11 protein-coding genes are annotated in these 23,026 nt (G+C 66.2%); 4 read left to right on the forward strand and 7 right to left on the reverse strand.

The window, feature by feature from the left end:
• Window positions 1–13: 13 nt before the first annotated feature.
• Window positions 14–1,291, reverse strand: a complete 1,278-nt coding sequence (locus AB4Z37_RS01180; protein WP_441514844.1) for an ABC transporter substrate-binding protein — start codon at window positions 1,289–1,291, stop codon at window positions 14–16.
• A 26-nt stretch (window positions 1,292–1,317) separates the two neighbouring features.
• Window positions 1,318–2,331 carry an ABC transporter ATP-binding protein gene (locus AB4Z37_RS01185; protein WP_441514845.1) on the reverse strand — a complete coding sequence of 338 codons (1,014 nt, stop codon included), beginning with the start codon at window positions 2,329–2,331 and terminating at the stop codon, window positions 1,318–1,320.
• Window positions 2,332–2,613: 282 nt separating this feature from the next.
• On the opposite strand from AB4Z37_RS01185, the gene AB4Z37_RS01190 reads away from it, so the two are divergent.
• The gene (locus tag AB4Z37_RS01190) at window positions 2,614–3,390 is read left to right on the forward strand and encodes a DeoR/GlpR family DNA-binding transcription regulator (RefSeq protein WP_441514846.1); all 777 of its coding nucleotides are present in this window, start codon (window positions 2,614–2,616) and stop codon (window positions 3,388–3,390) included.
• A 24-nt stretch (window positions 3,391–3,414) separates the two neighbouring features.
• Here the strand turns inward: AB4Z37_RS01190 and AB4Z37_RS01195 are convergent, their stop codons facing one another.
• The 4 genes from AB4Z37_RS01195 to AB4Z37_RS01210 all read right to left on the reverse strand — a co-directional run bounded on the left by AB4Z37_RS01195 (window position 3,415) and on the right by AB4Z37_RS01210 (window position 18,021).
• On the reverse strand, window positions 3,415–15,507 hold the full coding sequence (locus AB4Z37_RS01195; RefSeq protein WP_441514847.1) for a filamentous haemagglutinin family protein: 12,093 nt from the start codon (window positions 15,505–15,507) through the stop codon (window positions 3,415–3,417).
• Between the two features lie 220 nt (window positions 15,508–15,727).
• Window positions 15,728–16,690: a FecR family protein gene (locus tag AB4Z37_RS01200; protein ID WP_441514848.1), complete on the reverse strand. Its 963-nt coding sequence runs from the start codon at window positions 16,688–16,690 to the stop codon at window positions 15,728–15,730.
• A gap of 99 nt (window positions 16,691–16,789) precedes the next feature.
• Entirely contained in the window at window positions 16,790–17,311 is a 522-nt protein-coding gene (locus AB4Z37_RS01205) for an RNA polymerase sigma factor (RefSeq protein WP_441514849.1), read from the reverse strand.
• Window positions 17,308–18,021, reverse strand: coding sequence for an STN domain-containing protein (locus tag AB4Z37_RS01210; protein ID WP_441514850.1), 714 nt, complete (start codon window positions 18,019–18,021; stop codon window positions 17,308–17,310). Before AB4Z37_RS01210 ends, AB4Z37_RS01205 begins: the two co-directional genes overlap by 4 nt.
• A 406-nt stretch (window positions 18,022–18,427) precedes the next feature.
• Between AB4Z37_RS01210 and AB4Z37_RS01215 the strand changes: the two genes are divergently transcribed.
• Entirely contained in the window at window positions 18,428–19,336 is a 909-nt protein-coding gene (locus tag AB4Z37_RS01215) for a 50S ribosomal protein L11 methyltransferase (RefSeq protein WP_441514851.1), read from the forward strand.
• Window positions 19,337–19,438: 102 nt separating this feature from the next.
• Here the strand turns inward: AB4Z37_RS01215 and AB4Z37_RS01220 are convergent, their stop codons facing one another.
• A complete protein-coding gene (locus AB4Z37_RS01220) occupies window positions 19,439–19,630 on the reverse strand; it encodes a hypothetical protein (RefSeq protein WP_441514852.1) in 192 nt (63 codons plus the stop codon).
• Between the two features lie 219 nt (window positions 19,631–19,849).
• On the opposite strand from AB4Z37_RS01220, the gene AB4Z37_RS01225 reads away from it, so the two are divergent.
• Complete coding sequence (locus AB4Z37_RS01225; RefSeq protein ID WP_441514853.1) at window positions 19,850–21,679, forward strand: aminopeptidase P family protein; 1,830 nt, start codon at window positions 19,850–19,852, stop codon at window positions 21,677–21,679.
• 69 nt (window positions 21,680–21,748) lie between these two features.
• Complete coding sequence (locus AB4Z37_RS01230; protein ID WP_441514854.1) at window positions 21,749–23,017, forward strand: multidrug effflux MFS transporter; 1,269 nt, start codon at window positions 21,749–21,751, stop codon at window positions 23,015–23,017.
• Window positions 23,018–23,026 lie beyond the last annotated feature (9 nt).

Raw genomic sequence — 23,026 nt, forward strand, 5'->3', positions numbered from 1 at the left:
CAGCCCGTTCTCCTCACTTGTAGGCGCGCAGCACGCGGTCGGACTGCTGCTGGGCCGACGACAGCGCATCCTGCGGGCTCTGCGAGCCGGTGACGGCGGCCTGCACCGCATCGTTGACGAACTTGTAGATGCGGCCATTCTCGTGCACCGACAGTTCCGGCACGGCATGCTCAAGTTGGTCACGGGCCACCGTCGCGGCCGGAAAATCCTTGGCATAGGCTTCCATCGCGGGGGTCTTGTAAGCCGCCGGCGACACCGCAACGTAGCCGGTCTTGATGCTCCACTCGGCGGCGCGCTCCGGCGCGGTCATCCACTGGATGAACTTGACCGCAGCCTTCTGCTGCTCCGGCGAAGCGTTCTTGAAGACGTAGAAGCTGCCGCCGCCGGTCGGCGATCCCCGCCGCTCCTTGGCCGGCAGCATCGCGACGCCGAAGTTGAACTTGGCGCCGTCCTTCACCGCGGTCAGGTTGCCCGTGGTGTGCCACATCATCGCGGTCTTGCCTTCGAGGAAGTCGGAGCGCAGCGTCGCCCAGTCGATGCTGCCGGTCGGCATCACCGCATCCTTGCGCGACAGGTCGACCCAGTAGTTGAGCGCGGCAACGGTCTTCGGCGCGGTGAGGTGGAGCTCGTTGCCGGCCTCGTTCATCAGCTTCTGGCCGCTCTCGATCGCCAGCGCCTGCAGCATCCAGTAGGCATAGCCAGTGGTCGGGATCTCGACGCCCCAGCGGATGACGTTGCCCGATGCGTCCTTCTTGACCAGCTTCTTGGACATCTGCTCCATCTCGTCCCAGGACGCCGGCGCCTTCTCCGGATCAAGGCCTGCTTCCTTGAACGCGTCCTTGTTCCAGTACAGCACAATGGTCGAGCGCTGGAACGGGATGCTCCAGGTCTTGCCGCCGATCTGGCCGTTGGCCATGAACGCCGGATAGAACTGTTTGAACCAGTCCTTGTCGGCGACCAGATCGTCCATCGGCACGATGGCGTTCTCGTCCATCAGCGTGAACACGTCGGTCGACAGCAGCACCGACAGCTGCGGCGGCTGGCCGCCCTTCATCGCAGTCATCGCCTTGGTCATGGTGTCGGTGTAGTTGCCGGCATAGACCGCCGTCACCTTGATGTCGGCGTTCTCCTTCTCGAACCGGGCGACCATGTCGTCGATGATCTTGGTCACCGGGCCACCGACCGCCACCGGATAGTACATGGTGAGGTCGACGGCGGCCGCAGGGCGCGGGCCGAAGGCCAGGGCCGTGGCGGCCGCGGCCGCCAGCAGCGTGGTTCGGAAAAGTCTCATGGCGTGCTCCTGTTGATCCTGCCGGCTCAGCCGGCGGCAGATGGGTTCAGCGCGGCAGCGTCCTCACGCCGCCGGCCGGTGGTCTTGTCGAAAACGTGCTCGTCTTCCGCGCGCCAGGTGAGGCGAATCTCGTCGCCTGGCGCAGCCTTGCTGAAGCCGTCCTGCCGTGCCGCAACCGACTGGCCATCGACGTCGCACAGCACGATGCTGTCGGCGCCGAGATGCTCGACGCTGCCGACACGCGCGGGACGGCCACCCTGACCAACGATCCGGACATGCTCGGGACGGACACCGATCAGCGCCTCGCCCTTCGCGATCAGATTCATCGGCGGCGTGCCGATGAAGCGTGCGGTGAAGGCGGTCGCCGGCCGGCGATAGAGCTCTTCGGGCGAGCCATTCTGCTCGATGCGCCCGTCGCGCATCAGCACCACCCGGTCGGCCATGGTCATGGCCTCGGTCTGGTCGTGAGTGACATAGACCATGGTCATGCCGAGACGCTGCTGCAGCGCGCGGATCTCGGTGCGCATCTCGTGGCGCAATTTGGCGTCGAGGTTGGACAGCGGCTCATCCATCAGGCAGACCCGCGCCTCGGCGATGATGGCCCGTCCCAGCGCGACGCGCTGGCGCTGGCCGCCGGACAACTGCGCCGGCTTGCGCTCGAGCAGATGGGCGAGCCCGACGATATCGGCGACGCGCTTCAGCCGCGCATCGCGCTCGCCGCGGGCGACGCCACGCACGCGCAGGCCGAACACGATGTTCTCCGCCACGGTGAGATGGGGAAACAGTGCATAGGACTGGAACACCATGGCGATGCGGCGCTGGGCCGGCGACTGGCCCGTCACGTCGGCGCCGCCGATCAACACACGCCCGCCATCAGGCTGTTCGAGCCCGGCGATCAACCGCAAGGACGTAGACTTGCCGCAGCCCGATGGCCCCAGCAGCACCAGCAGCGTTCCCTCGTCGGCGGTCAGCGACACGTCATCGACGGCACGCATGGCACCGAAGCCTTTGACGATGTGATCGAGCGAAATTGCAGACATGATCAACCCGGCCTTGGCTGGATACCGGCGATCCGCCTTCGGCGGATACCGCGTGGTCCTCAGTCCGTCGCCGCGACGTCCCCTGTGAGTGTGATCGGCAACGGCAAGGATTTGCGCGCTGCGCCGGCGGCTTCCCGAGGCGAATTTCACGCCCCGGCCCCCTCCGGCGACGGCCAGATATCATCTCCCTGTAACATTCATATGAACATATCTAATGTTCGAATGAAAATATAAAGTCGGCCTCGCCCTCCCCCGGGCAAGGCCCCACCCGAGCGCGACCCGATGCCGAGAATCGCCGACAACGAACGACAGGCCTGGATCCTGGAACGCGTGCGCGAACAGGGCTTTGCGTCCATCGAGCAGTTGGCCGCCCGCTTCGACGTCACCCAGCAGACCATCCGCCGCATCGTGAACCGGCTGTGCGACGAGGGCCTGCTGCGGCGCATTCATGGCGGCGTCGGCCTGCCGGTCCCGAACCAGAATGTCGCCTATGAGAGCCGGCAGGTCCTCAACCTCGAGGCCAAGCGCCGCATTGCCAGGGCTGCGGCGGGCTTCGTGCCCGACGGCGCATCGGTGATGATCGGACTGGGCACGACGCCGGAATGCGTGGCGCTGGCTCTCAGCCACCGCAAGGGGGTGCATGTCATCACCAACAGCCTCAACGCGGCATCGGCGTTCGCCCGCAACGCGGAACTGGACATCACCATGGCCGGCGGCACGCTGCGCCGGCACGACCGCGACATCATCGGGGATGCCGCCGTCAGCTTCTTCTCACGTTTCAAGGCGGATGTCGGCATCTTCGGCGTCGGCGGCGTCGATGACGATGGCTCGCTGCTCGACTTCTACGCTGGCGAGGTCGAAGCGCGGCAGGCGATCGCCGCCAACTGCCGCACCGCGCTGCTCGTGGTCGACCACAGCAAGTTCGGGCGCAACGCAACGGTGCGGGGCGGCCACCTCGGCGACCACCCGCACGTCTTCACCGATCAGCCTGTGCCGGAGCCGTTCCGGGCCCTGTTCGACGGCCAGACTCGCGTCCTCCACGTCGCCGGCGCCGAATGACAGCGCCGGCCGACGCGTCGCGTCTCAGCGGATCGCGAGCCCGCCCTGCTCCTCGTCGGTGAGCTGGCGCTTCTGCTCCTCGGTCAACCGTCCGAGCCCCACCACCTGCAGGCGGCTGTCGGCATTGTAGCTGTGCTGCTCCGGCGCTTCGCGACGCTTCTTGTCGTCGTTCTGATCGCCGCTGCCGCCGCCATAGCCGAGCACCTCGACCATGATGATCGACGGCTGGCCCTCGTTGCGCGGCGGTGGCGGCGCGGCCTGCTGAGTAGCCGCGGTGGTGTTCGACGCCGCGGTCAGCGCCGCCGTCGGCGGCCCCTGCACCGTAGGAACGCCGGTCACCGAGCCCTGCCCGCTGAGGTTGGCCGCATTCAGCACCTGAAGCGCGGCCAGGTTGAGATTGCCGGAGAATCGAACGCCCGCTTCGCCGAGATCGATGGTGCCAAGCGGCGCCACGAGGTCGATATTGCCGCGCGGCACCTGCGGGATCGGCTGCAGGGTCGCAAAGCCCGCACCTGATGCCGGCGCCACCGGCGCCAATGTCACATTGCCATACGCATCGTAGACGCGCCTCGGCGGCGTGAAGATGGTCGTCGTCTTCGAACCACGGCCGGCGTTGATGTCGCCCTGCGCCGACCACACCATGATGTTGCCGCCAAAGGTGGTCATGACGCGGCTCTGGCCGAGCAGCACGCTGCCGAGCGAATAGACGTCGATATCGCCCGCGCCTTGCGTGATGAGACCCGCTGCAGCGCCGGGCGTGATGCCCTCGACACCGACGAGGACCTTCCCGCCGGGCGCCAGGACCTCGATGCCTCCGCCGAACTGGGTCCTGATGCCGCCGTCGGTGAGCACGGTTTTCGTTGTGTCCAAGACGTCCGGTATGTAGCCACTAAATATGGTGACGTTACCCGAATAGGTGATCGGCTTGCCCTGCGCATCCTGGTTCGGGAATAGGCTTGCAATCGCCTCGCGTCCGCGCAGGTAGCTTCCCGGTCGCGGACCGTTCGCGTCGTTGTATTCGCGGCCGCTGGCGGTAAGCTCTGCATAGTAGACTTGCCGGACGAACACGCCCTGCTGCTCCGCCGGCAGCGTCAGGAAATAGCCGAGCGCGTCGGCCGCCGTTCCCTTGTAGCCGAAGCGCTGCTGCAGCCACGTCAGCAGTTCCTGATCGTAGGCGTGAGCCACCTTGCCGCTGCCGGCGAGCGGCGTACCGTCCCCCGGCAACTGGTTGGCGGCGTTGAAATACAGCCTCGCGAAAGCGGCATAGTCAGGACCGCCCGCGCCAACACCGGCCAGGGTGACGACGCCTGCGCCCCCCGCACTGTTGGCCGGGTTGACCAGATCGCCCGCACTGACCAGCGCGCCATAGTAGCCCTGGTACAGATTGCGTCCGGCCTGCACCTGAAGCAGCCCCGGGCCCGCGACGGTTACCGAATCGTAGATGATGTCGCGCCCGGCCTGGATGAGCGTGATGTCGTTGGCGTTTATATTGAGGAACGCGCTGGCGACCTTGCCGGTGCCGACGATGTCACGCCCCGCGATCACCTCGAACGGCTTGGCCGCCATGTACCAGGTCGCCAATGTCGGCACGAACGACCCTTGCCTGTACACCTGACCGACCTGCCCAAGTGTCAGGTCGTCGATATCGACGCCGGCATAGACCAATGCGGGCTGGTCGTCGCCGGCATGAAGATTGGTCAGCGGCGTATCCGGACCGAATGCGATCGGGTTGTTGTTTGAAAGCTGGTAGGGCGCCGTCGGACTCGCGTTCGTCGTCAGCTTGGACGAGAACACCGGATGGAGCGGCGTCGCCAGCAGGCTGATGTCTGCGCCGGACAAGCCGATCACCTGCCCTTGCCCATAGATCGAGCCTGACGCCAGCAGCTCCAGCTGGCCCATCGGCGATGGCATCAATTCAATCGGCAGACCGGCTCCGCCAAAGCGGAGATCGCCATTGGCCGCCGTCATCGTGAGCGTACCGGGATAGATGGCAAGCTTGTTGCCGTTTCCTCCCAGGGCGGCTGCATCGCCGCCCGCGCTATAGACGTTGATCGCACTCTGCTGGGTCCACAGCGTGAAACGGCTCGAACCGCCCTGCAGGACGAAGGTCGTATCGACCTGATGATAGGGCGTGCCGTTGACGTCGGGAATGTCGACCATGCCCGCATCGCTCGCGCCACCGACGATGAGATCGCCCCTCGCCGTCACGCTGACGCTGCCATCGCCCGGAGCAAGGATCGGTCCCGGCGTGAACAACGCGGACCTGAAGACCGTGGGACCGACCGGCCTCGGATCGACCGAACCAGCAACGGCTCCCGGCTGCTGCGCGATGGCGCCGACCGACCCCGCGTTGACAGAAATATTGCCACGCAAGTCGGTTACTGCACCGAAATAATCGGGGATCAGATTCTGGATACGCGTGACGTTCGGATCGATGCCATTGAGGGTGCCGCCGACGCTGAGCCTGAGATCACCGCCGCCCGTCTGGAGCAACGAGCCATCTGCCAGGATCCGGCCTGTCGACGCCACCACGAGATCGAGGCCCAGGGATACGTGCTGGTCTCCGCTGAGATTGTTGGCCCCCGCGTTGCGTCCGGCAACCACAGTCAGGTTGCCGCCGCCGAGCGTGCCGATGCCCTGGAAGCCGATCAGCGACGACGAAGGAGCATTCGGATCCGCCTTCGCCATCCTGCCGAAGTTGATCCACCATGCCGCGGGATCCGACGACACCACGGTGCCGCCCTGGCGCCCGAGCCAGTTGCCGGACTGATCGGAATCGACCCAACGGTTCTGCCTGTCGGCGATCTGAATAAAGCCGGTAACATCCTGCTGTGCCGACAGCAGCAGGTCGCCGCCGTGCTCCGGATACCACGCCTGCAGGAGGCCACCGCTCGCGGTGCCGATCAGGTTGTAGGGATTGCTGCCATCCGCGGACAGGACCGGCGCCGATTGAGTACCTGCGGTGTAGACGCCATAAGGCGTCGCCTCGCTGAAGCTTCCCCCGGCAAGCAATTCGAGACTTCCGGTCCCGGTGCGAAGCACGCTGAAGTACGTGCCGTTGTTCGACGAACTATAATTTTGATCGCTGAGCGTGAGATTGCCGCCGCCGTTGAGCGCCCGCGTGGTCTGAAGCACACGCTGGTCTGCTGCCGCGAGGTCGGCGCCGGCCACCAGGCGGATCGACGCGGAGAGTGAGCCTGCGGGCAACAAGGCCGCGCGCGGGGTCGTCGCGGCAGGAGGCGGACTGCCCGCGATCACAAGAGACAAGCCGACGACGGAGTTCTCGATGCCTTTGGGGATCAAAAGGCGCGTCAACTTGGTGTTATACGGAATGACCGATCCCGACGAATAGATGGTGCCATCGGCAGCTTGCGGCCGGAAAGGAAGCGCCAGCGGACCTCCAGTCAACGTTTTCGGAACAGTCCAACCTCCCGGCGCGGTTACAATGGCCGTTTGGCCCGCAGCGAGTCGCCAGTACACCGCAGAGCTGGTGAAAAGAGAACTACCGGATACTTCAGAAGCTAAAATGGCGCGATTGGTAGATGGCTGTCCAACACCATCCATGAAGCCGTCTGAGATGCTGCCATTGACAGTCACGTTGCCGCTCGCGCGGATGACCAGAGCCAGCGGCTCTCCCGCGCCGTAGCTGCTAGACGTCTTATCGCGATTAGCGTTGGCGCCGTAGCGATATTTCGCAAGATCGATATCGCCCGATGTCGAGAGATCGCCACTCGACGTGATCTGGACACCCGGCCGCAGATGGAACGCACTGCCGTAGGCGGACAGGCCACTGATCTTGCCGGGCAGCGTGCCGCTGGCAAGCGCGGCATTCATGAACGCCGTGCTCGCGATATCGTAGCCGTCGAGCGTGCCCTGGCTGATGGTGCTGCCGCCAGGCAGATCATAGGTCCAGAAGGCGTTGAGCGCGATGCTGCGCGCGCCCCTGATCGTGAGCGGTCCAGCAGCGGCGATGGCGATATCGCCCGAGGTTTCCGCGGTGCGCTGTGCGTTCAGGACCACATCGCCGTAGGCCACACCGTCCGGGGTGCTGAGATCCATCGTCGCCCCGGACGACAAGGTAAGCGTACCCCCGGCCGCGGTGAGTTCGATATGACCGCGATTCTTGGCTTCGATCGGCTGGCCGTAGCTGTCGACCTGCAGCACCGTGCCGTGGACATCGAGCACAGCATTCGAGGCCAATGTCAGCCCGTTCATTCCCGACAGGCGAATGGTGCCGGGCGCCGCGCCGGAGGCATCGATGGTGCCGGCGACGGTCAGGCTGCCACCGTCGACCGAGACGGTGACATTGTGCGCCCTGACGCCGTCGCCGATGGAGAGATCGCCAGTCTTGATGTCGAAGCTGCGGCTCTCGAAGAAGCCGCCCTGGTTGAGGGTGGCGTTGAGCCCTGCGAAGTCGGCGAGCGTCCCGGCTGTGACAGTGAATGCGCCGCTGGCGGCGCGCCCTGTGGCACTGCCGTTCAGCACGCCACCGAGCGCGACCTGTCCGTTGGCTGCCGCGATCGTGACCGAGCCCGCGCCGGCATTGATGGCCGACACGTCGACCACCGACCCGGCCGCCTGGGTGACGCCGCCCTGGGCGCTGTTGAGGATGAGCGTGCCGCCGAAGCCGTAGACGGTTGCCTTCTGGATCATCGACGGCTGGCCGCTGAGATCGAGGCGTGCTCCGGCATTCAGGGCGATGTCGTTGGTGGCGTTGACGACCAGCTTGCCGCTCGGCAGCAGGATGGTGCTGGCGATGGCGACGTGGTCACCGGTGAGGTCGATCTCGGCGCCGGCCACCATGGTGCGCACCGCGCTCGGCGCGATGCCGGCGGGCGTGACGACATTGAGCGCGCCGCCGGTGGCATACGCCATGACCGACTTCTGCGCGCCGGTGAGCAGCGGCGTCGATAGCGTCAGGTTGCCGCCGGTGCCGCTCTGGCCGAACACTGCCGCGGGATCGGAGCTCGGCGCCTGGTAGACGTACAGCGAGCTGTTGCCCGCCGAAACGATCTTCGAACTGGCGATCAGATTGACATTGCCGAAGCCGTAGACAACGCGGCTCACCGAGGCGGAATTCAACGGCGAAAACTGGCCGAAGTCGATCTCGCCGGCGACGAGATTGAGCGTGCCCGCTCCGGTGCCCGGCCCTCCGGGCGCAATCTGAGGCGGCGTGGCGCCGGCGATGCCGTTCCAGGTAATCTTGCCGGCGGCGATGGTTGCGCTGTCGCCCGCCGAACCGTAGCCGTAGACCGCCGGCGCGTTGAAGGTCAGGTTGATCCCGGAAGCGGTCGCATCGAGACCGGCCGAGCCGAACAGGTTGATGGCGTTTGCGGCACTGAACGTGATGGTCTGCAGTGCGGGCGCGCCATGGGCGGGGTCACCATTGACCAGCATGTTGAACAGCGCCTGGTTGAACAGGACGCCGGCCGGGGCCCCTGCCGCCGCGATCGTCGCAGCATCGCCGATGTTGAGAGTGCCGACCGCGAGCGCGATGTTGCGCGATCCGAAGTGAGCCGATGGATCGAGGCTCGATGCGCCGGTGCTCGCAAAAGCCAGCGTGCCTTCTGAGAACAGCGACGACCCCGCGCCCACCGTGATCGTGCCCGCAGCGCTGCCGAACGAGCCGGGGGTCGCCCCGAGGAAATTGAGGTTGCCGTTGGACAGCGCGAGGACCGTGAGACCGTTGGGCGAGTAGCTTACCCCGGTCAATGTGGAATCAGCGAGCGCCGCGCCCTGCCCAACCGTGCTCAGCGTCACGTCGTTGCCGATCGTGATATTGTTGCCGATGATGAAGATTTCGCCGGCGGACAGGCTGACGCCGTCGCGAATGGAAAGATTGTATCCGCCATAGCGATAAGGCTGATCGAATATCATCACGCCATTGACGATCCCAACCGTGCCGTTGACGAACAGCCGCGGCGCCTTGATGGCGTTGATGTCGGCCGCACGGAGCGCAACCCCCGCGAATGCCGCGGTCGCGGGATCGGTATAGATTTCGTCGACATTCATCAGCCCGACCTGGCCGGCCGCCCCGCCCGGTGCGCCCTGGAACAGCGTGGTGCCGCCGAATGAGAGCGCGGACGCTGTCGTGCCCGGCGCAGGCGGCTCGAATTTCAGATTCAGCGTCTTGCCGTCGGCTGGCAGCAGCGGACGCTGCGCGCCGAACTGCGCTGCGTTCGCGATAAAGAATTCGCTGTAGCTCTGCTCGTTGTACTGCGAGTAGTGGCGAACCGACGCCCCTGCAGTAATCAGCGCCGTCACCGGCAGGCTGCTCCGGATCGCCGTATTGGCGATGCCGGTGGAGACCGACGCCACGTAGGTGCCGTTGCCGATGGCCGTCGGACCGATCGCTGGATTTGCGCTGCTGCTTGCGAGTTCGATCCGGTAGGCGCCCGGGAGAAGCGCGTAGTTCGATGGCAGCAAGGTGTAGGTGCCTGCTGCAAGCCCCGGCACGCCGGCCGGGACGGTGATCTGTTGCCCGACCACGGGATCGCCTGCGCCGTTCTCGGGAGCGACCGGCGCATAGCCGGAGGCGTAACCGGGAACGATGGCATAAACCCTGTCCGTAGCCTGGCTGACGGGCGTCGTCGGATTGGCATTGACGAGCGGGGTATTGAGGATGTTGAGCGAACCACCCCGTCCGGAGATGAAGCCCGCGCCGCTGAGCTTGCCGCCTCCGGACAGGTCGATCGTCGCGCCGGCGGCCACGTTGACCGACTGCGCGTCGAGCGTGACACTGGATTGATATCCGACGTTGCTGAAATTGGTGAGGTCCATGGCCTTCACCGCGACGCCATTGTAGCTGTAGGTGACGCCGTCAGCCGTCCCGCCATAGGGAATGGTCACGCCGGCCATCGACACCGACGTCAAGCTGCCAGGCAGCAGGTCGACCCGACTGGTCAGGGGCGCATTGCCCGTGCCCAGAACGATGCCGCCGAAAGGCGCCCGCACGATGCCGCCCTGCTCGACGCGGGGCGCGGTCAAGGTGAGATTGCCAAACACAGACAGGGGCGCATCGGGAATCGAACTGGTGGTACGGCCGATCGTCAGCGTCACGTTCGAATTGGGACCGAGCGCCACGGTCGGATCGTTGCCGCGCAGGCCGGCAATCACGGTCGCAAGGGCCTTGGTGGCGGGATAGATCTGTGCCGCCTCGAGATCGAGATTCCAGTCGGTCGTGAGCTGTGTCCCCTGCGGGGTGCTCGACGACAGGAAGCGGATATCGCCCTGGCTCCTCAAGATCGTCGTCAGGAACCCCGGCGCATAGCTATAGGTGGTCAGATTGGTCGTGGAATCGTAGACACCCAGACTGGTCGCGAACTGCACCGGACCCTGAATATCGATCTGCTGCGCATCGGCTTCGAACTTGGCGTTGGTGATTGCCCCGCCTGCGTTCGGGTTGCCGAAAGCACGGACATTGGGATCCTTGACGTCGATGATGGTGCCATTCAGCAGTATGTAGGGTGCGGAAACCAAAACCTTGCTACTCGAAACCGCCGGCGTGGCCGACATGGCGCCCGACGTGAAGGCGCTTGCCGACAAAGTGAGGCTGCGGCCCAACGACAGCGCGATGTCGCCCATGAACTGCATGTAGTCGCCCGAATTCAGAACCAGGCTGTCGAAACCGCCGGCCTTGATCCTGGCCACGCTCACCGCGCCTTGCCCGAACGTCAGGGACGACGCATCCAAGCCGGGTGCAATATCCGCTGGAAGCGGCGACGGCTGATAGGTCTGTGTCACCGTCAGTTTGCTGGGACCGAAGATGTTGGACGGCAGGCCGTACGGAAAGGAATCGCCCCGGAAGATCGGTGTGTTGAGGGCAATCGAGAGGCTGCCGCCGGACGCATTCGCCCCGCCGGCGAAGGCATGCATGTTGCCGTCGAGATAAAGCCCGCTGCTCGAGGACAGCGTGATCGCGCCGCCATTGGTCGCCCAGCCCAGCGGCTGGCTGGCGCGGTTGCTCCCCGCAGCCAGATCGATCGCGATGCGCGAGCCATCGGCGTTAAGCTCGGCGCCGGGGCGGATCAGCACGAATGCGCCACCGCCATTGATCGCGATCGAGCCACCATCGGTGGCCTTGCCGTAGGCACGACCGGCAGCGTCCGCGGTCTGGTAAGGCAGGCCGGAGACGTCGAGGTGCGCCGCGGAATCCACCCAGATCGAAATACCGCGGCCATTGCCGTACGCATCGAAATTGCGAGCGGCGTCGAACTGGGTGCCATCCGCGATGTTGGCGAGGTTGATGCTGCCGCCATGTGCGGTAAGATTGCCATATACTGTGGTCTGCCCGAAGCTGCTGAGTGCGATGCTCTGCCCGGGATCGACAGTGATGGATGCCCCCGCGCCGATGACAATGGCGCCGCCGCCCGTGCCGCCCTGGATATTGGACTGCAACATCAGGCTGACGCCACCGCGCTGGGTCAGCGTGGCAGCAACAGGATTCTCGATGAAGACAGGCGGCGTCCATAGCGACAACGCCGACGACGGACGGCTGCCGGACGGCACGGCAAAGCTGTCAGCCGTAAACCGGTACACCGGCATAACCGGGTTCAGGATGGTGTTGGTGGTGACGGCGACGCCCTGCGCGCCATTGACGGTGTAGTTCGAGAATCCGGCGGAGAAGAACGACGGGCTGAGCACAGGCGCGGCTGCAATGGCCACCGTCTGCGGCAGAACGGCGCCCGCCGCAATAATGGCGCCGACCTGATAAGTCATCGCGCTCGGTTGAATCGATCCGGCCGCAAAGGTGGTCTGATAAGGTTGAACCGGAAAACCGTTGGGAAAGATCGCCGACGTGATCGTCGTCGTGTTGACCGGAATTGCACCATTCCAATCCCGGATGACGGTTCCCGCAGGCATGACGGTCGCGCCGTTATCCACATTGTACAGATTTCCCCCGGTATCGTGGATGCTGACACCACGAGGGATAGTCCAGTCGGCACCGGTCGGCACGGTCGGCACGGCTGCGCCGAGTTGGTAGGGAATCGTCGTCGGCGTATCCAGGGGAATGCTGGTGAAGGTCAAGGTCAACGCCGCGGGCAATGGCTGGCCGGCCGGAATGGTCAACGCCTGCTTGAGCTTCACACTGGTGGGCGCCGGTTTGCCCGCCGGCAGGATGCCGGCTGCGAAATCGGCATCCTCACCGATGATGAGATTGCCGGGCGAGGAGATCGTCAGCGCACCGCCACCGCTGACGCCGTAGGCCCGGATATTGCCGCCAAGCACCAGCGTGCCGTCGCCCGATGAAGCATCCTGCTGAATATCGCCGACCTTGATGGTGACATTGCCGCCCTTGCCGCCCTGCGTCTTGCCGCTCGCGAGGATGGCGCCGCCGGACGACACGTCGATCAGGCTGCCGGCTGCCAGCGTCACGTTCCCGGTCGAGTCGAAAGTGACGTTGCCGCCGTTGAGGAAAGCGAGATTCGACAGGCCGGCCGGATCAGTTGCGCCATTCAGCCACACGCCGCTGGCGTCGATGGCGACACCCTGCGCCAGGGTCAGCTGTGCGCCGCCATCCGCATTCGTCAGCGAAATCGTGCCGGTCGCGCCGCTCAGGATATTGCTGACGGTGACACTGCCGGAATGGGCGGTGATGCCTGCGTTGACATTGACATTCGGGGCGACGAGCCGAACCTGTGCGCCCGGAGCGAATTGCAGCGGCGCGGCGACAGTGATCGTGTCGGCGGAGGCAATGTTGAGACCGCCAAGGTTGAAGCCGCTGACCGACGACGCGTCGAACCAGCCGGTATGGGCGCGATCGGCCGGTAGTGCACCGGACGCCGTGAGATCGCCGGTGATCGAGGCGACGGCACCGAATTTCACATCGGTCTTGTAGGCTCCCGTCAGTCCCGGGCCGCTGTACTGGCCGAGCGCCAGCGTGCCCGCGAGCGGCGCGGTGTTCTGGGTCAGCTTGTAGCCGTCGGTCACGCTGACGGGCCGTGCATTGGCCTGCCGCAGGCCGGTGATCGTGTCGGCGATGATCTGGCCCTCGAACAGCGAGGTCGGCGTCGACAGAATGAGCTGACCGGCGTCACGGCCGACCGTGTAGCCGTCCTGCCAAACGCTGCCGCCGAAGCCCAGGGGGCTCGCGTAGATCTCGGTCAGCTTCGGATCGTTCTTGCCGCCCTGGTTGTGCAGCACCACGAAACCGTTCACCACGGCGGAGTAGGTCAGATTGGCCGGTGCGGTGTTGACATTGTAGACGCGACCGTCGCTGCCAAGCACGAAGGTCTGCGGCAGGAAGCCACCCTGATACGTGACCGAGCCGCCGGAGATGTTGAAGATCGAGCCCGGCTGCGCCACCACTTCCGGCGCCGACAGCGTGATGGTGCCACCAACCGCAGCCCACTCACCGATGACGTGCCTGGTGTTGCCGAGATAGCCCGAAACCTCGAGCAGGCCACCCGCCGTATAGTAGCGATCGGTGGCGTAGCCGCCCGTGCCGGCCGGCACAAGCGTCAAGGTCCGCGCGTCGATCCAAAGATTCTGGTTGAACAACGCGCCGCTGTCGCGGTTCTGCGGCGAGTCGCGCAGTTCGTTGCCCTGGATGTTGATGCTGACGGCGTTGGCATCCATCGGCAGCAGCATGCCCCGCACGCCGGAGACGTCGAGCGTCGCGCCATTTCCCGTGAACACGCGCTTGCCGGCGGACACGGCGATCTGGCCACCCTGGGCCATGGTGACGGAGCCACTCTGGAAGTTCACCAGACCGCCGGTGACGATCTCGACGCGGGACTGATCCTTGCGATCGGCAAGCTGCGACAGATTGTCGAACTGGCCGCTGGCCAGCGTGTTGCGCCCGGATGCCGCGATCAGCGCATCGCGCTGGGAGTTCAGCGCGGTTGCATTGCCGTCGGTCCCCGGCAGTTGCGAGGCAACATAGTTCGTCTCCGGCAGGATCACGCTCAGGCTGTTACCGGTCAGCGTCACGCTGCCACTCGCATCGCTCGCCGAATTGAGCAGATGGATGGTGCCGCGCTGATTGACCGAGGTGGTCGACACGAGCATGCCATCCTGGGTCAGCGTGCGGCCGGCCAGGGTGATGTCGCCCTGCTGGGAGAAGATCAGGCCGGTATTGCCGACGGTACCGCTGGCGCTCCCCGCACGAATGACGGGCGCGATCTCATTGCCGTTGGTGGTCGAGAACTTGTTGCCGTCGCTGCTGTAGCCCGGCCTCAGAACGAAGTCGTCGCCGGCCGCGAGAATGGTCTGCCCCTTGGGCGTGGCGATGGTGCCAGCGTTGTGCACCTCGGTGCCGAGCAGCGCCACGAAGCCGCCGCCGGAGGTGACGGACGCCGGGGCGTTCGTCGTGATCAGGGCACCGTTCTCGACGATGATCTTAGCCCCAGCGCCCGTGAAGCTCGGCACCAGACTGCTGCCGCCCGACTGTGAGTAGAGGCCCGTGCTGTTCGCCGTCGAGGCGATCAGCGAGCCGACATTGATCTGGCTGGCGCCGCCGAAGATGATGCCGTTCTGGTTGATGACCAGCACCTGCCCCGGCGCATTGATCTGGCCAAGGATCTGGCTCGGGCCGGTGTTGCCGACGACTCGGTTCAGTGCGGTCCAGGTCGCCGCCTGCTGGTTGAAATTGACCGTGGTCTGCGCGCCGACGTTGAACGTCTGCCAGTTCAGGATCGCCTGCGGCGCGGTCTGGTTGATGGTGACGGTCGTGCCGCTGCCGGCCGCGCTCTGCACCGGCGCATTAGCGCCGCTCCATGTTGCGTTGGGCGCGACCTGCAAGCCGCCGGCAGCGAGACCATTCGGCACCACCACCTGCGGCAGCGTCGTCGAACGCTGAGCCGCTGCTGCAGCAGCACGCGCCGCAGCTTGTGCACCTTGCATCGCCTGGATCGCTTCGATTGATCGACGCATCGCGCTCTGGCCTTGCTGGGCCGCGGCCGCCGCCTGCTGCGCGGCCAGGGCCGCGGCGTCGGTGGCGTAGGTCGTCGCGGGAATGCCGACGCCGCCGCCGAGTTGCGCTGCACGGGCCGGTTGCAACGTCGCCGCCAGCGCGACCACACTCACACCGAGCAGAAGACCCGCACGCCGCTGCGCATCGGACAGACGCCCCCAGGTCTGACGAGCAGGAGAGGATGCATAAGCAGAGTGCGGCATGACCGGCCTTTCACGTAACGCGTCATCGAACGGACTGCCGGACAGGTCCGGCCCGGGAACGATGCGGGCGCGCGCCGCAATCATCTCCCCATGCCGTGGACGAGATGACGATGCGCGAAGCGGAATCTTTTTTTGGGTGAAACTCGCTTCGATACGATGTGAGCCAGGTGTCAGTTCCGTGACACCGCTCCACCGAAACGCATGATGGCGGAAGCCCCGATCAGCCGACGAGAACGAGACCGCCAGGCAAGGTTCGGACCGGCGCCTTGAACACCGCCGCGATCTGTCCCATCACGGTGTCGAGACGCTTGATCTCGAACCGCGCCGTGACAACTCGCTGGCCGAGCTTGCCATCGAGCAGCACGATGCGGCCCGGCCGATAGCGGTTGACCTCGTCGATCACGTCGGCAAGCGGTGCATTGCGAAACACCAGCATGCCGTCGCGCCAAGCGGTCACCGTCGCAGGATCGGTTGCGATCGCCTCGCTCATCCCGCGATCATCATACGTCACGCGCTCAGCCGTGTGCGCGATCACGTGGCGACCGTTGCAGGCCACCGCGACCTCGCCATCGATGCAGGTGAGATCAACGCGCGGTCCGGTCCGCCGCACATTGAAACTGGCGCGCGACGCGGTGATATGCCCGTCCGCCGCCGTAACCACGAACGGCTGCGACGCCCGGCCATCCACCACCACCGCGGCCTCGCCCGCGAGCAACTCCATCGCCCCGTCCTGCGACGCGCCTCGCAGCGCGATGCTGGTCCGGGTGTTGAGGTCGACGGAGACGGCCTCCCCCACCGCGACATGCAGTTGTTCGCCCGTGCCGGTGCGGTGATCCGCTGCAAGCTCCGTGATCGACGGCCACAGCCCGAGCGGCGGCCGCACCATCATGGCGCCCGCCGCGGCGGCCGCGGCGGCCATGCCGCCACCAACGAAAGCCCGGCGGCTCACCTGGAATCCGCGGCGGCGTACCGCCGTCTGCTCACGCGCCAGCGCAGCGACGGGCAATTCCAGTCCTCGCCACAGCCGCCCCGCCTCGGCCAGTGCCGCGGCGTGGGCCGTGCTGCGGTCTCGCCACTGCCGCAGCTCGGCGAGATCGTCTTGCGTGGCCTCGCCGAGGCTGATGCGCGACAGCCAACCGAGGGCCTCGCGCGTCAGTTCATCGCTCGTCGGGTCACGTCCCATTGTCAGTTCCGGCACCTGTCCAGCCGCCGACGACCATCGGTGTCACGGCGTAGTTCCCAATTCATAGACGACTCGACGGACGACATTCGGCAAGCCTTGTCACAAATTCTTTGCGACATGGTCCTGGCAAAGCTCCAGAGCCCGCTGCAATTCGAGCCGGACCAGCCGCGGTGAAATATCGAGACGCGCCGCGATGTCGGCCTGGATCAGCCCTTCGAACCGCACCGCGATCAGAATCTCCCGTTGTCGCGGCGTCAGGCGCGCCAGCGCCCGACTCAGCGCCTCGAAGGTCATCTGGCCTTCGACCACCCGGTCCGGACCCGGATTCTCGTCGATCAATTCGTGCAGCGCCTCGACATCGACACGACTGGCCCGACGATCCTCGGTCCGCCAGCGGTCCCGCGCCAGGTTCACCGCGCTGGTCAGGAGATAGGACGTCGGGTTCCGCAAAACCCCGACATTGTCGCTGCGCTCCATCCGCAGATAGAGCTCGTGCAGGGTCTCCTGCGCGGCGTCCGCCGAGCCGAGCCGGCGGGTCAACCGCCGGCGCAGCAGATCGTAGCGCTCCACCAGGAGCTGCCGCAGCGCCGCCCAGCTGGTTTCCTTGTCGGCCTCCGTCATGGCCGCAACGCCCCGCAGGAATCGCCGCCGGATGATTCGGCCTTCAGCACCATGGTGACCGGCTGCGGCATGCCGGCCGGCGGCGACCGGCCGAGCGAGACCAGCCCGAGCGCAGCGGTCACCGCAGCGTCGCGCGCCGTTTCGCCGGTCGAGGCCAGGAGATGCGGCGCACGAATCTCACCGGCCTCACTGATCCAGAACTGGAACGCGAGCCGCGAGGCACCCGGACGTGTTTCCGCCCGACGGCACAGCGCGGCCATCACCTCCGCCTGAACCCGGCCGAGAAATGGCTGATAGATCGCCGCTGGCGGGAGTGGCGGGCTCGGCGCCGGCAGCGGAGCGAGCACCAGCGTAAACGCCTGCTCGCCCGTGAAGTTGAACACAAGACCGGTGCCCGACAACAGCCGCCGCAACGCAGCCTCACGGGTCAACCTGCCCAGCACCGGCGCGGAGCGGCGCCCCGCCGTCAGCGCGGTTTCGTACAGCACCTGCATGCGGCTCGCAGCGCCATAGGCGTCGAGCGCGGCCTCCAGCGGCTGGGACGGGATATCGAAGACCAGCTCGGGCTCGCCGTCACCCGCATGGGCGACACCTGCCGGTATCAGCATGGCTGCGACCACCGTCATGACCAGCGCAAACACGCAACGTGACCAGCGCTCCATGGCCGCACGCCGTTGCCTGACTTCGTCCGCATCGTGGTCACGAGACATTCCTGACGCCCACCCGCGCCGCAGGCGGCAAGTCACGCGTCTGAGTGCCGGGTGGCGCGCCTGACGATGCGAAACCGACATCGCCGCACCGCATCCCGCCTGAGCAATGGTCGGCGGGACGCTAATGATGCTGTATTACAGTTATACGACGCAGGCCCCCGGGGGCTCGCCATCCGGCCGACCGAGATCCAGGTCCGGCGACGGCCCCCAGAGCGCTCGCGGATCACCTGGCTGCCTGTACAGAGGCTGTTGACAACCCTGTGGATTACTTGTGGAACGAGAGTGGACAAGCTGTCCGCACCTTTGTGGACAAGCTGTGCATGACGGCGTCGGCAGGCTATGCACATGCTGTTGACAGCCTGTCGAAAAGCTGTGCGCTTGCACTCCTAACTCTCTTGGACATCTGATGAATTCGCCCCAGACCGACTCCGTCACCGCACCGCCCGCCACCCGCGCCAGCTTCGCCATGGCGGACGAGCGCAGCGCCAATCGGGTTGTGGACGTGCTTGCGGAGAGCTTCGACAACAACGAGGCCGCCATCGCCGCGTTCGAGCGCCCGGATGGCCGCTGGGACGTTACACTGTACTTCGCAGAAAAGCCGGACGAGGCGGCAGTGCGGGCGCTGGTGGAACTCGCCGCGGACAAGGCGAGCGCGGACGCCATCGTGTTCGACACGGTGGAGACCCGCGACTGGGTCAAGGCCAGCCTCGAAGGGCTCGCGCCGGTCGTGGCCGGCCGCTTCATCGTCCACGGCCAGCACGACCGCGCCCGGGTTCCGCTCAACCGGATCGGGATCGAGATCGAGGCCGCACTCGCGTTCGGCACCGGTCACCACGGCACCACGCGCGGCTGCCTGCTGCTGCTGGACGAGGTGCTGCGTTCGAAATGGCCGCGGCGGGTGCTCGATCTCGGCACCGGCACCGGCGTGCTGGCGATCGCCGCCGCGAAGGCGCAGCGGCACCCGATTCTCGCCAGCGACATCGACTGGCGCTCGGCAGTTGTGGCCCGGGAAAACGCCCGCCTGAATGGCGTCGGCCACCTGGTGACTGCCTTGCACGCTCCGGGATTTTCGTCACCCGACATCCGCAGCCGCGCCCCGTTCGATCTGGTGCTGGCGAATATCCTCGCGAACCCGCTGCGGCGGCTCGCGACGCCAATGTCACGGCATCTGGCGCCAGGTGCTTATGTGATTCTGTCGGGACTGCTGCCGCACCAGGCCAACAGCGTCGTTTCGGCCTACCGCGGCAACGATCTCGTCCTGGTCAAGCGGCTGCAGCTCGACGGCTGGAGCAGCCTGCTGCTGCGCAAGCCTTGATTCGAAATGGAACGCTGCGTCGCTTCAAATTGGCCGCGCCAAGGGGACCGGTTGAGGGGCGATGGACGTCGAGGACGAGGCGGACCAAACGCCCGGTGTCGTTCAGCCCTGATCCTTGCTGGCCTGCCCTTTCCTGATGTCTACCCCCGCCCGGCGCAGGCGGACCTCGGTGAGGCGGTCAAGCATCTGGACGATCAGGCCCCGCGCTGGCTTGGATGGCGCGACAGGGCCGCTCACGGGAACAGGATCGCGACGGGGCGGAGGCGAAATCTTCTCGAAAGAAAAGGCAGGCATCGGTGTGACCCCTCTTCATTGAGGTTGAAACACTCCCGAAACGTTTTCCCCGTCGTGCCGCCTTTTTATGGTCGAATTGCGCTGCAGCACGACCGAAGTCTGGCATGCACAGCTGCATGACTGCAAGATGTCAGGTGGACGATAGGTAAAAGTTTTCCGCAACCGCCCTCGGCGAAGCCGCGCGTTGCCGCTCCCAGTTCCCTCCCCTAAGGTCGTCCCATGTTCGAAGCGCACTTCCAGACGTTCGAAGATCCCGAGGGCGGCGTCGCCCTCACCGCTCGCCTCGCCGCGTTCCGCGAGGAGCTGATCCGCCGCGGCCTCACTGGCTTCGTAATTCCCCGCGCCGACCAGCAGCAGAACGAATATGTCCCACCCGCCGACGAGCGGCTGGCATGGCTCACCGGCTTCACCGGTTCTGCTGGGCTCGCTGCCGTGCTGACCAACAAGGCCGCGGTGTTCGTCGACGGGCGCTACACCCTCCAGGCAGCAAAGCAGGTCGACACCACCGCCTGGACGATCGAATCGCTGGTCGAGCCGCCACCGGAGAAATGGCTGGAAACCCATCTCGCCGCCGGCGATCGCCTCGGCTTCGACCCCTGGCTGCACACCACCGCCGCGGCCGAGCGGCTGGCCGTGGCGTGCAGCCGCGCCGGCGCCGAGCTGGTCGCGGTCGAGGGCAATCCGCTCGACGCGGTGTGGACCGAACGCCCTGGACCGCCGCTCGGCCAGGTCAGCATCCATCCGGCAGCCCTCGCCGGCGAAGCGGCGGCCGACAAGCTTGCGCGCATCCGCGCCGAGCTTGCCCGCGGCCGCCTCGATGCGCTGGTGCTGTCGGATTCCCATGCGGTCGCCTGGACGTTCAATATCCGCGGCGCGGATGTGGCGCACACGCCGCTGCCGCTGTCCTACGCCCTGCTGCCGAAGAACGGCCGGCCGGTGATCTTCCTCGACAGCCGCAAGCTGTCGAACAGCGTGCGTCATCATCTCGAGGAAAACGCCGACGTCGTCGCGCCCGAGGCATTGGTGCAGCGGCTCACGGATCTCGCGGGCAGCGGCGCGACGATCGGCCTCGATACCGCGACCGCGGCCGATGCCCTGAGCCGCCTGATTACCGGCGCAGGCGGCAAGCCGTCGCGCGGCGCCGATCCCACCGCCCTGCTCAAGGCGGTCAAGAATGCAGCGGAGATTGCCGGCACCCGCACCGCCCATGTGCGCGACGGCGTCGCGCTCGCGCGTTTCCTCGCCTGGATCGACCGCGAGGCGCCGACCGGCGCGCTCACCGAGATCGACACGGTCGAGGCGCTCGAAACCTTCCGCCGCGAGACCGGCGCCCTGAAGGACGTCTCGTTCCCGACCATCGCCGGCACCGGACCGAACGGCGCCATCGTGCATTACCGCGTTACCCGCAAGAGCAACCGCCGCATCGCCCTCGGCGACCTCTTGCTGATCGATTCCGGTGCGCAGTACGAGGACGGCACCACCGACGTCACCCGCACCATCGCGGTCGGCACGCCGACAGCCGAGATGCGCGACCGCTTCACCCGCGTGCTGCGCGGCCACATCGCGATCGCCCGTGCGGTGTTTCCCGACGGCACCAGCGGCGCCCAGATCGATGCCTTCGCGCGCCAGTACCTGTGGCAGGCCGGCCTCGACTTCGAGCACGGCACCGGCCATGGCGTCGGCAGCTACCTGTCGGTGCACGAGGGCCCCGCACGGATTTCCAAGCTCGGCACCACGCCGCTGAAGCGCGGCATGATTCTGTCCAACGAGCCCGGCTACTACAAGGCGGACGCCTACGGCATCCGCATCGAGAACCTGGAACTGGTGGTTGCTGTAGCCCCGCCCGGCGCGGAGAAGGCAATGAACGGCTTCGAGGCTTTGACACTGGCGCCGATCGACCGCCGCTTGATCGACCCGGCCGCCATGAGCGCCGACGACATCCAATGGATTGACGCATACCACACCCGCGTCCGTGACACGTTGCGCGGGGCTCTCGATGATGCAACCCGTACTTGGCTGGATGCGGCGACGCAGCCGCTGAAGGCCTAAGCGACATCAACAAGCGCCTCGACGCAGAAAAGAGGCCCGCCTGAGCGAGCAATCCCCCACGTGGTGGAGATGACCGGCCATACCGCGGCGGCTTCCGGCCGGCGGGCCACCCCGATGACGCTGGTCCTGCTGGTGGCGATGAACGGTCTCGCCCCCATCTCGCTTTATATGCTGGTGCCGATGCTGCCGCAGCTCGCCACCATGTTCGGCCGCGACATCTCCGTGGCGCAGATGACCGTGTCGTTCTACATGGTCGGATTGGCGCTGTCGCAACTGGTGATGGGACCGCTGTCGGACCGCTTTGGCCGGCGCCCCGTGCTGGTCGGCTGCTTCACTCTCGTCGTCGTCGCCAACATCGGCTGCGCGTTCGCCCAGACCCTGCCGCAGCTGATTGCCGGCCGTTTCCTGCAGGCGCTCGGCGGCGCGGCCGGCATGGTGATCAGCCGCGCCATCATCCGCGACATCTACGACCGCAGCCGCGTCGCCGGCATGATCAGCCTGGTGATCGCGGTGATGATGATCGCGCAGATGCTGAGCCCACTCGCCGGCGGCGTGCTCGACGCCTGGTTCGGCTGGCGGGCGATCTTCATCGTGCTCGCGATCGTCACCACGCTGTTCGTGGTCGCGCTGTTCGCCGCCTTGCCCGAGACCCGCCGTTTCGAGCTGCCGAGCGCCGACAGCGGCTTCCTGCGCGACGTGCGCGCGTTGTCCGCGAGCCGCGCCTTCATGGGCTATGTGCTGTGCCAGATGCTGGCGTCGTCGATCATTTTCACCTTCGCCGGTGGCGGCCCGTACCTCGTGATCAACCACATGGGACGCTCCGCAACTGAGTACGGCGCGTGGTTCGCTACCGCCGGCTTCGCCTACATGCTCGGCAACCTGGCGTCGGTGCGGCTGTCGCCTCGCCATGGCCTCGACCGCATGATCTGGCTCGGCCTCACCATCCAGCTCACGGGCTCGCTGCTCAACGCAGGCTGGGGCCTGATCGGCTGGAACTCGCAGCCCGCCTGGCTGTTCGGCACCCATATGATCGTGATGTTTGGCAATGCGTTCGCGATGTCCAACGCCTCCGCCGGCGCGATCAGCGTGCGGCCCCAGGCCGCCGGCACAGCGTCCGGTGCGATGGGCTTTCTGCAGATGGGGTTTGGTGCGCTGTGTTCACAGCTCGGCGCCTATCTCGGCGGCCATTTCCTGACGCCACTGCCGCTCAACATCGCAATCCTGGCGCTGTCGTCGGCCTGCGCCGCGGCAATCGTCTGCCTGGTGCCGCGCCGCAACGCGTTCGTCAGCACCGACGCCATGATCGAGGCCGAGGAGCAGGACGCCGCGGTGATCTGAGCGCGGCGC

The sequence above is a fragment of the Bradyrhizobium sp. 2TAF24 genome, assembly GCF_052115025.1.
Classification (GTDB): Bacteria; Pseudomonadota; Alphaproteobacteria; order Rhizobiales; family Xanthobacteraceae; genus Bradyrhizobium_A.

Excerpts from the sequence above, each read along its gene's own strand:
- AB4Z37_RS01180 (WP_441514844.1), bottom strand. The coding sequence starts at position 1,291 with ATGAGACTTTTCCGAACCACGCTGCTGGCGGCCGCGGCCGCCACGGCC.
- AB4Z37_RS01185 (WP_441514845.1), bottom strand. The coding sequence starts at position 2,331 with ATGTCTGCAATTTCGCTCGATCACATCGTCAAAGGCTTCGGTGCCATG.
- AB4Z37_RS01190 (WP_441514846.1), top strand. The coding sequence starts at position 2,614 with ATGCCGAGAATCGCCGACAACGAACGACAGGCCTGGATCCTGGAACGC.
- AB4Z37_RS01195 (WP_441514847.1), bottom strand. The coding sequence starts at position 15,507 with ATGCCGCACTCTGCTTATGCATCCTCTCCTGCTCGTCAGACCTGGGGG.
- AB4Z37_RS01200 (WP_441514848.1), bottom strand. The coding sequence starts at position 16,690 with ATGGGACGTGACCCGACGAGCGATGAACTGACGCGCGAGGCCCTCGGT.
- AB4Z37_RS01205 (WP_441514849.1), bottom strand. The coding sequence starts at position 17,311 with ATGACGGAGGCCGACAAGGAAACCAGCTGGGCGGCGCTGCGGCAGCTC.
- AB4Z37_RS01210 (WP_441514850.1), bottom strand. The coding sequence starts at position 18,021 with ATGTCTCGTGACCACGATGCGGACGAAGTCAGGCAACGGCGTGCGGCC.
- AB4Z37_RS01215 (WP_441514851.1), top strand. The coding sequence starts at position 18,428 with ATGAATTCGCCCCAGACCGACTCCGTCACCGCACCGCCCGCCACCCGC.
- AB4Z37_RS01220 (WP_441514852.1), bottom strand. The coding sequence starts at position 19,630 with ATGCCTGCCTTTTCTTTCGAGAAGATTTCGCCTCCGCCCCGTCGCGAT.
- AB4Z37_RS01225 (WP_441514853.1), top strand. The coding sequence starts at position 19,850 with ATGTTCGAAGCGCACTTCCAGACGTTCGAAGATCCCGAGGGCGGCGTC.
- AB4Z37_RS01230 (WP_441514854.1), top strand. The coding sequence starts at position 21,749 with ATGACCGGCCATACCGCGGCGGCTTCCGGCCGGCGGGCCACCCCGATG.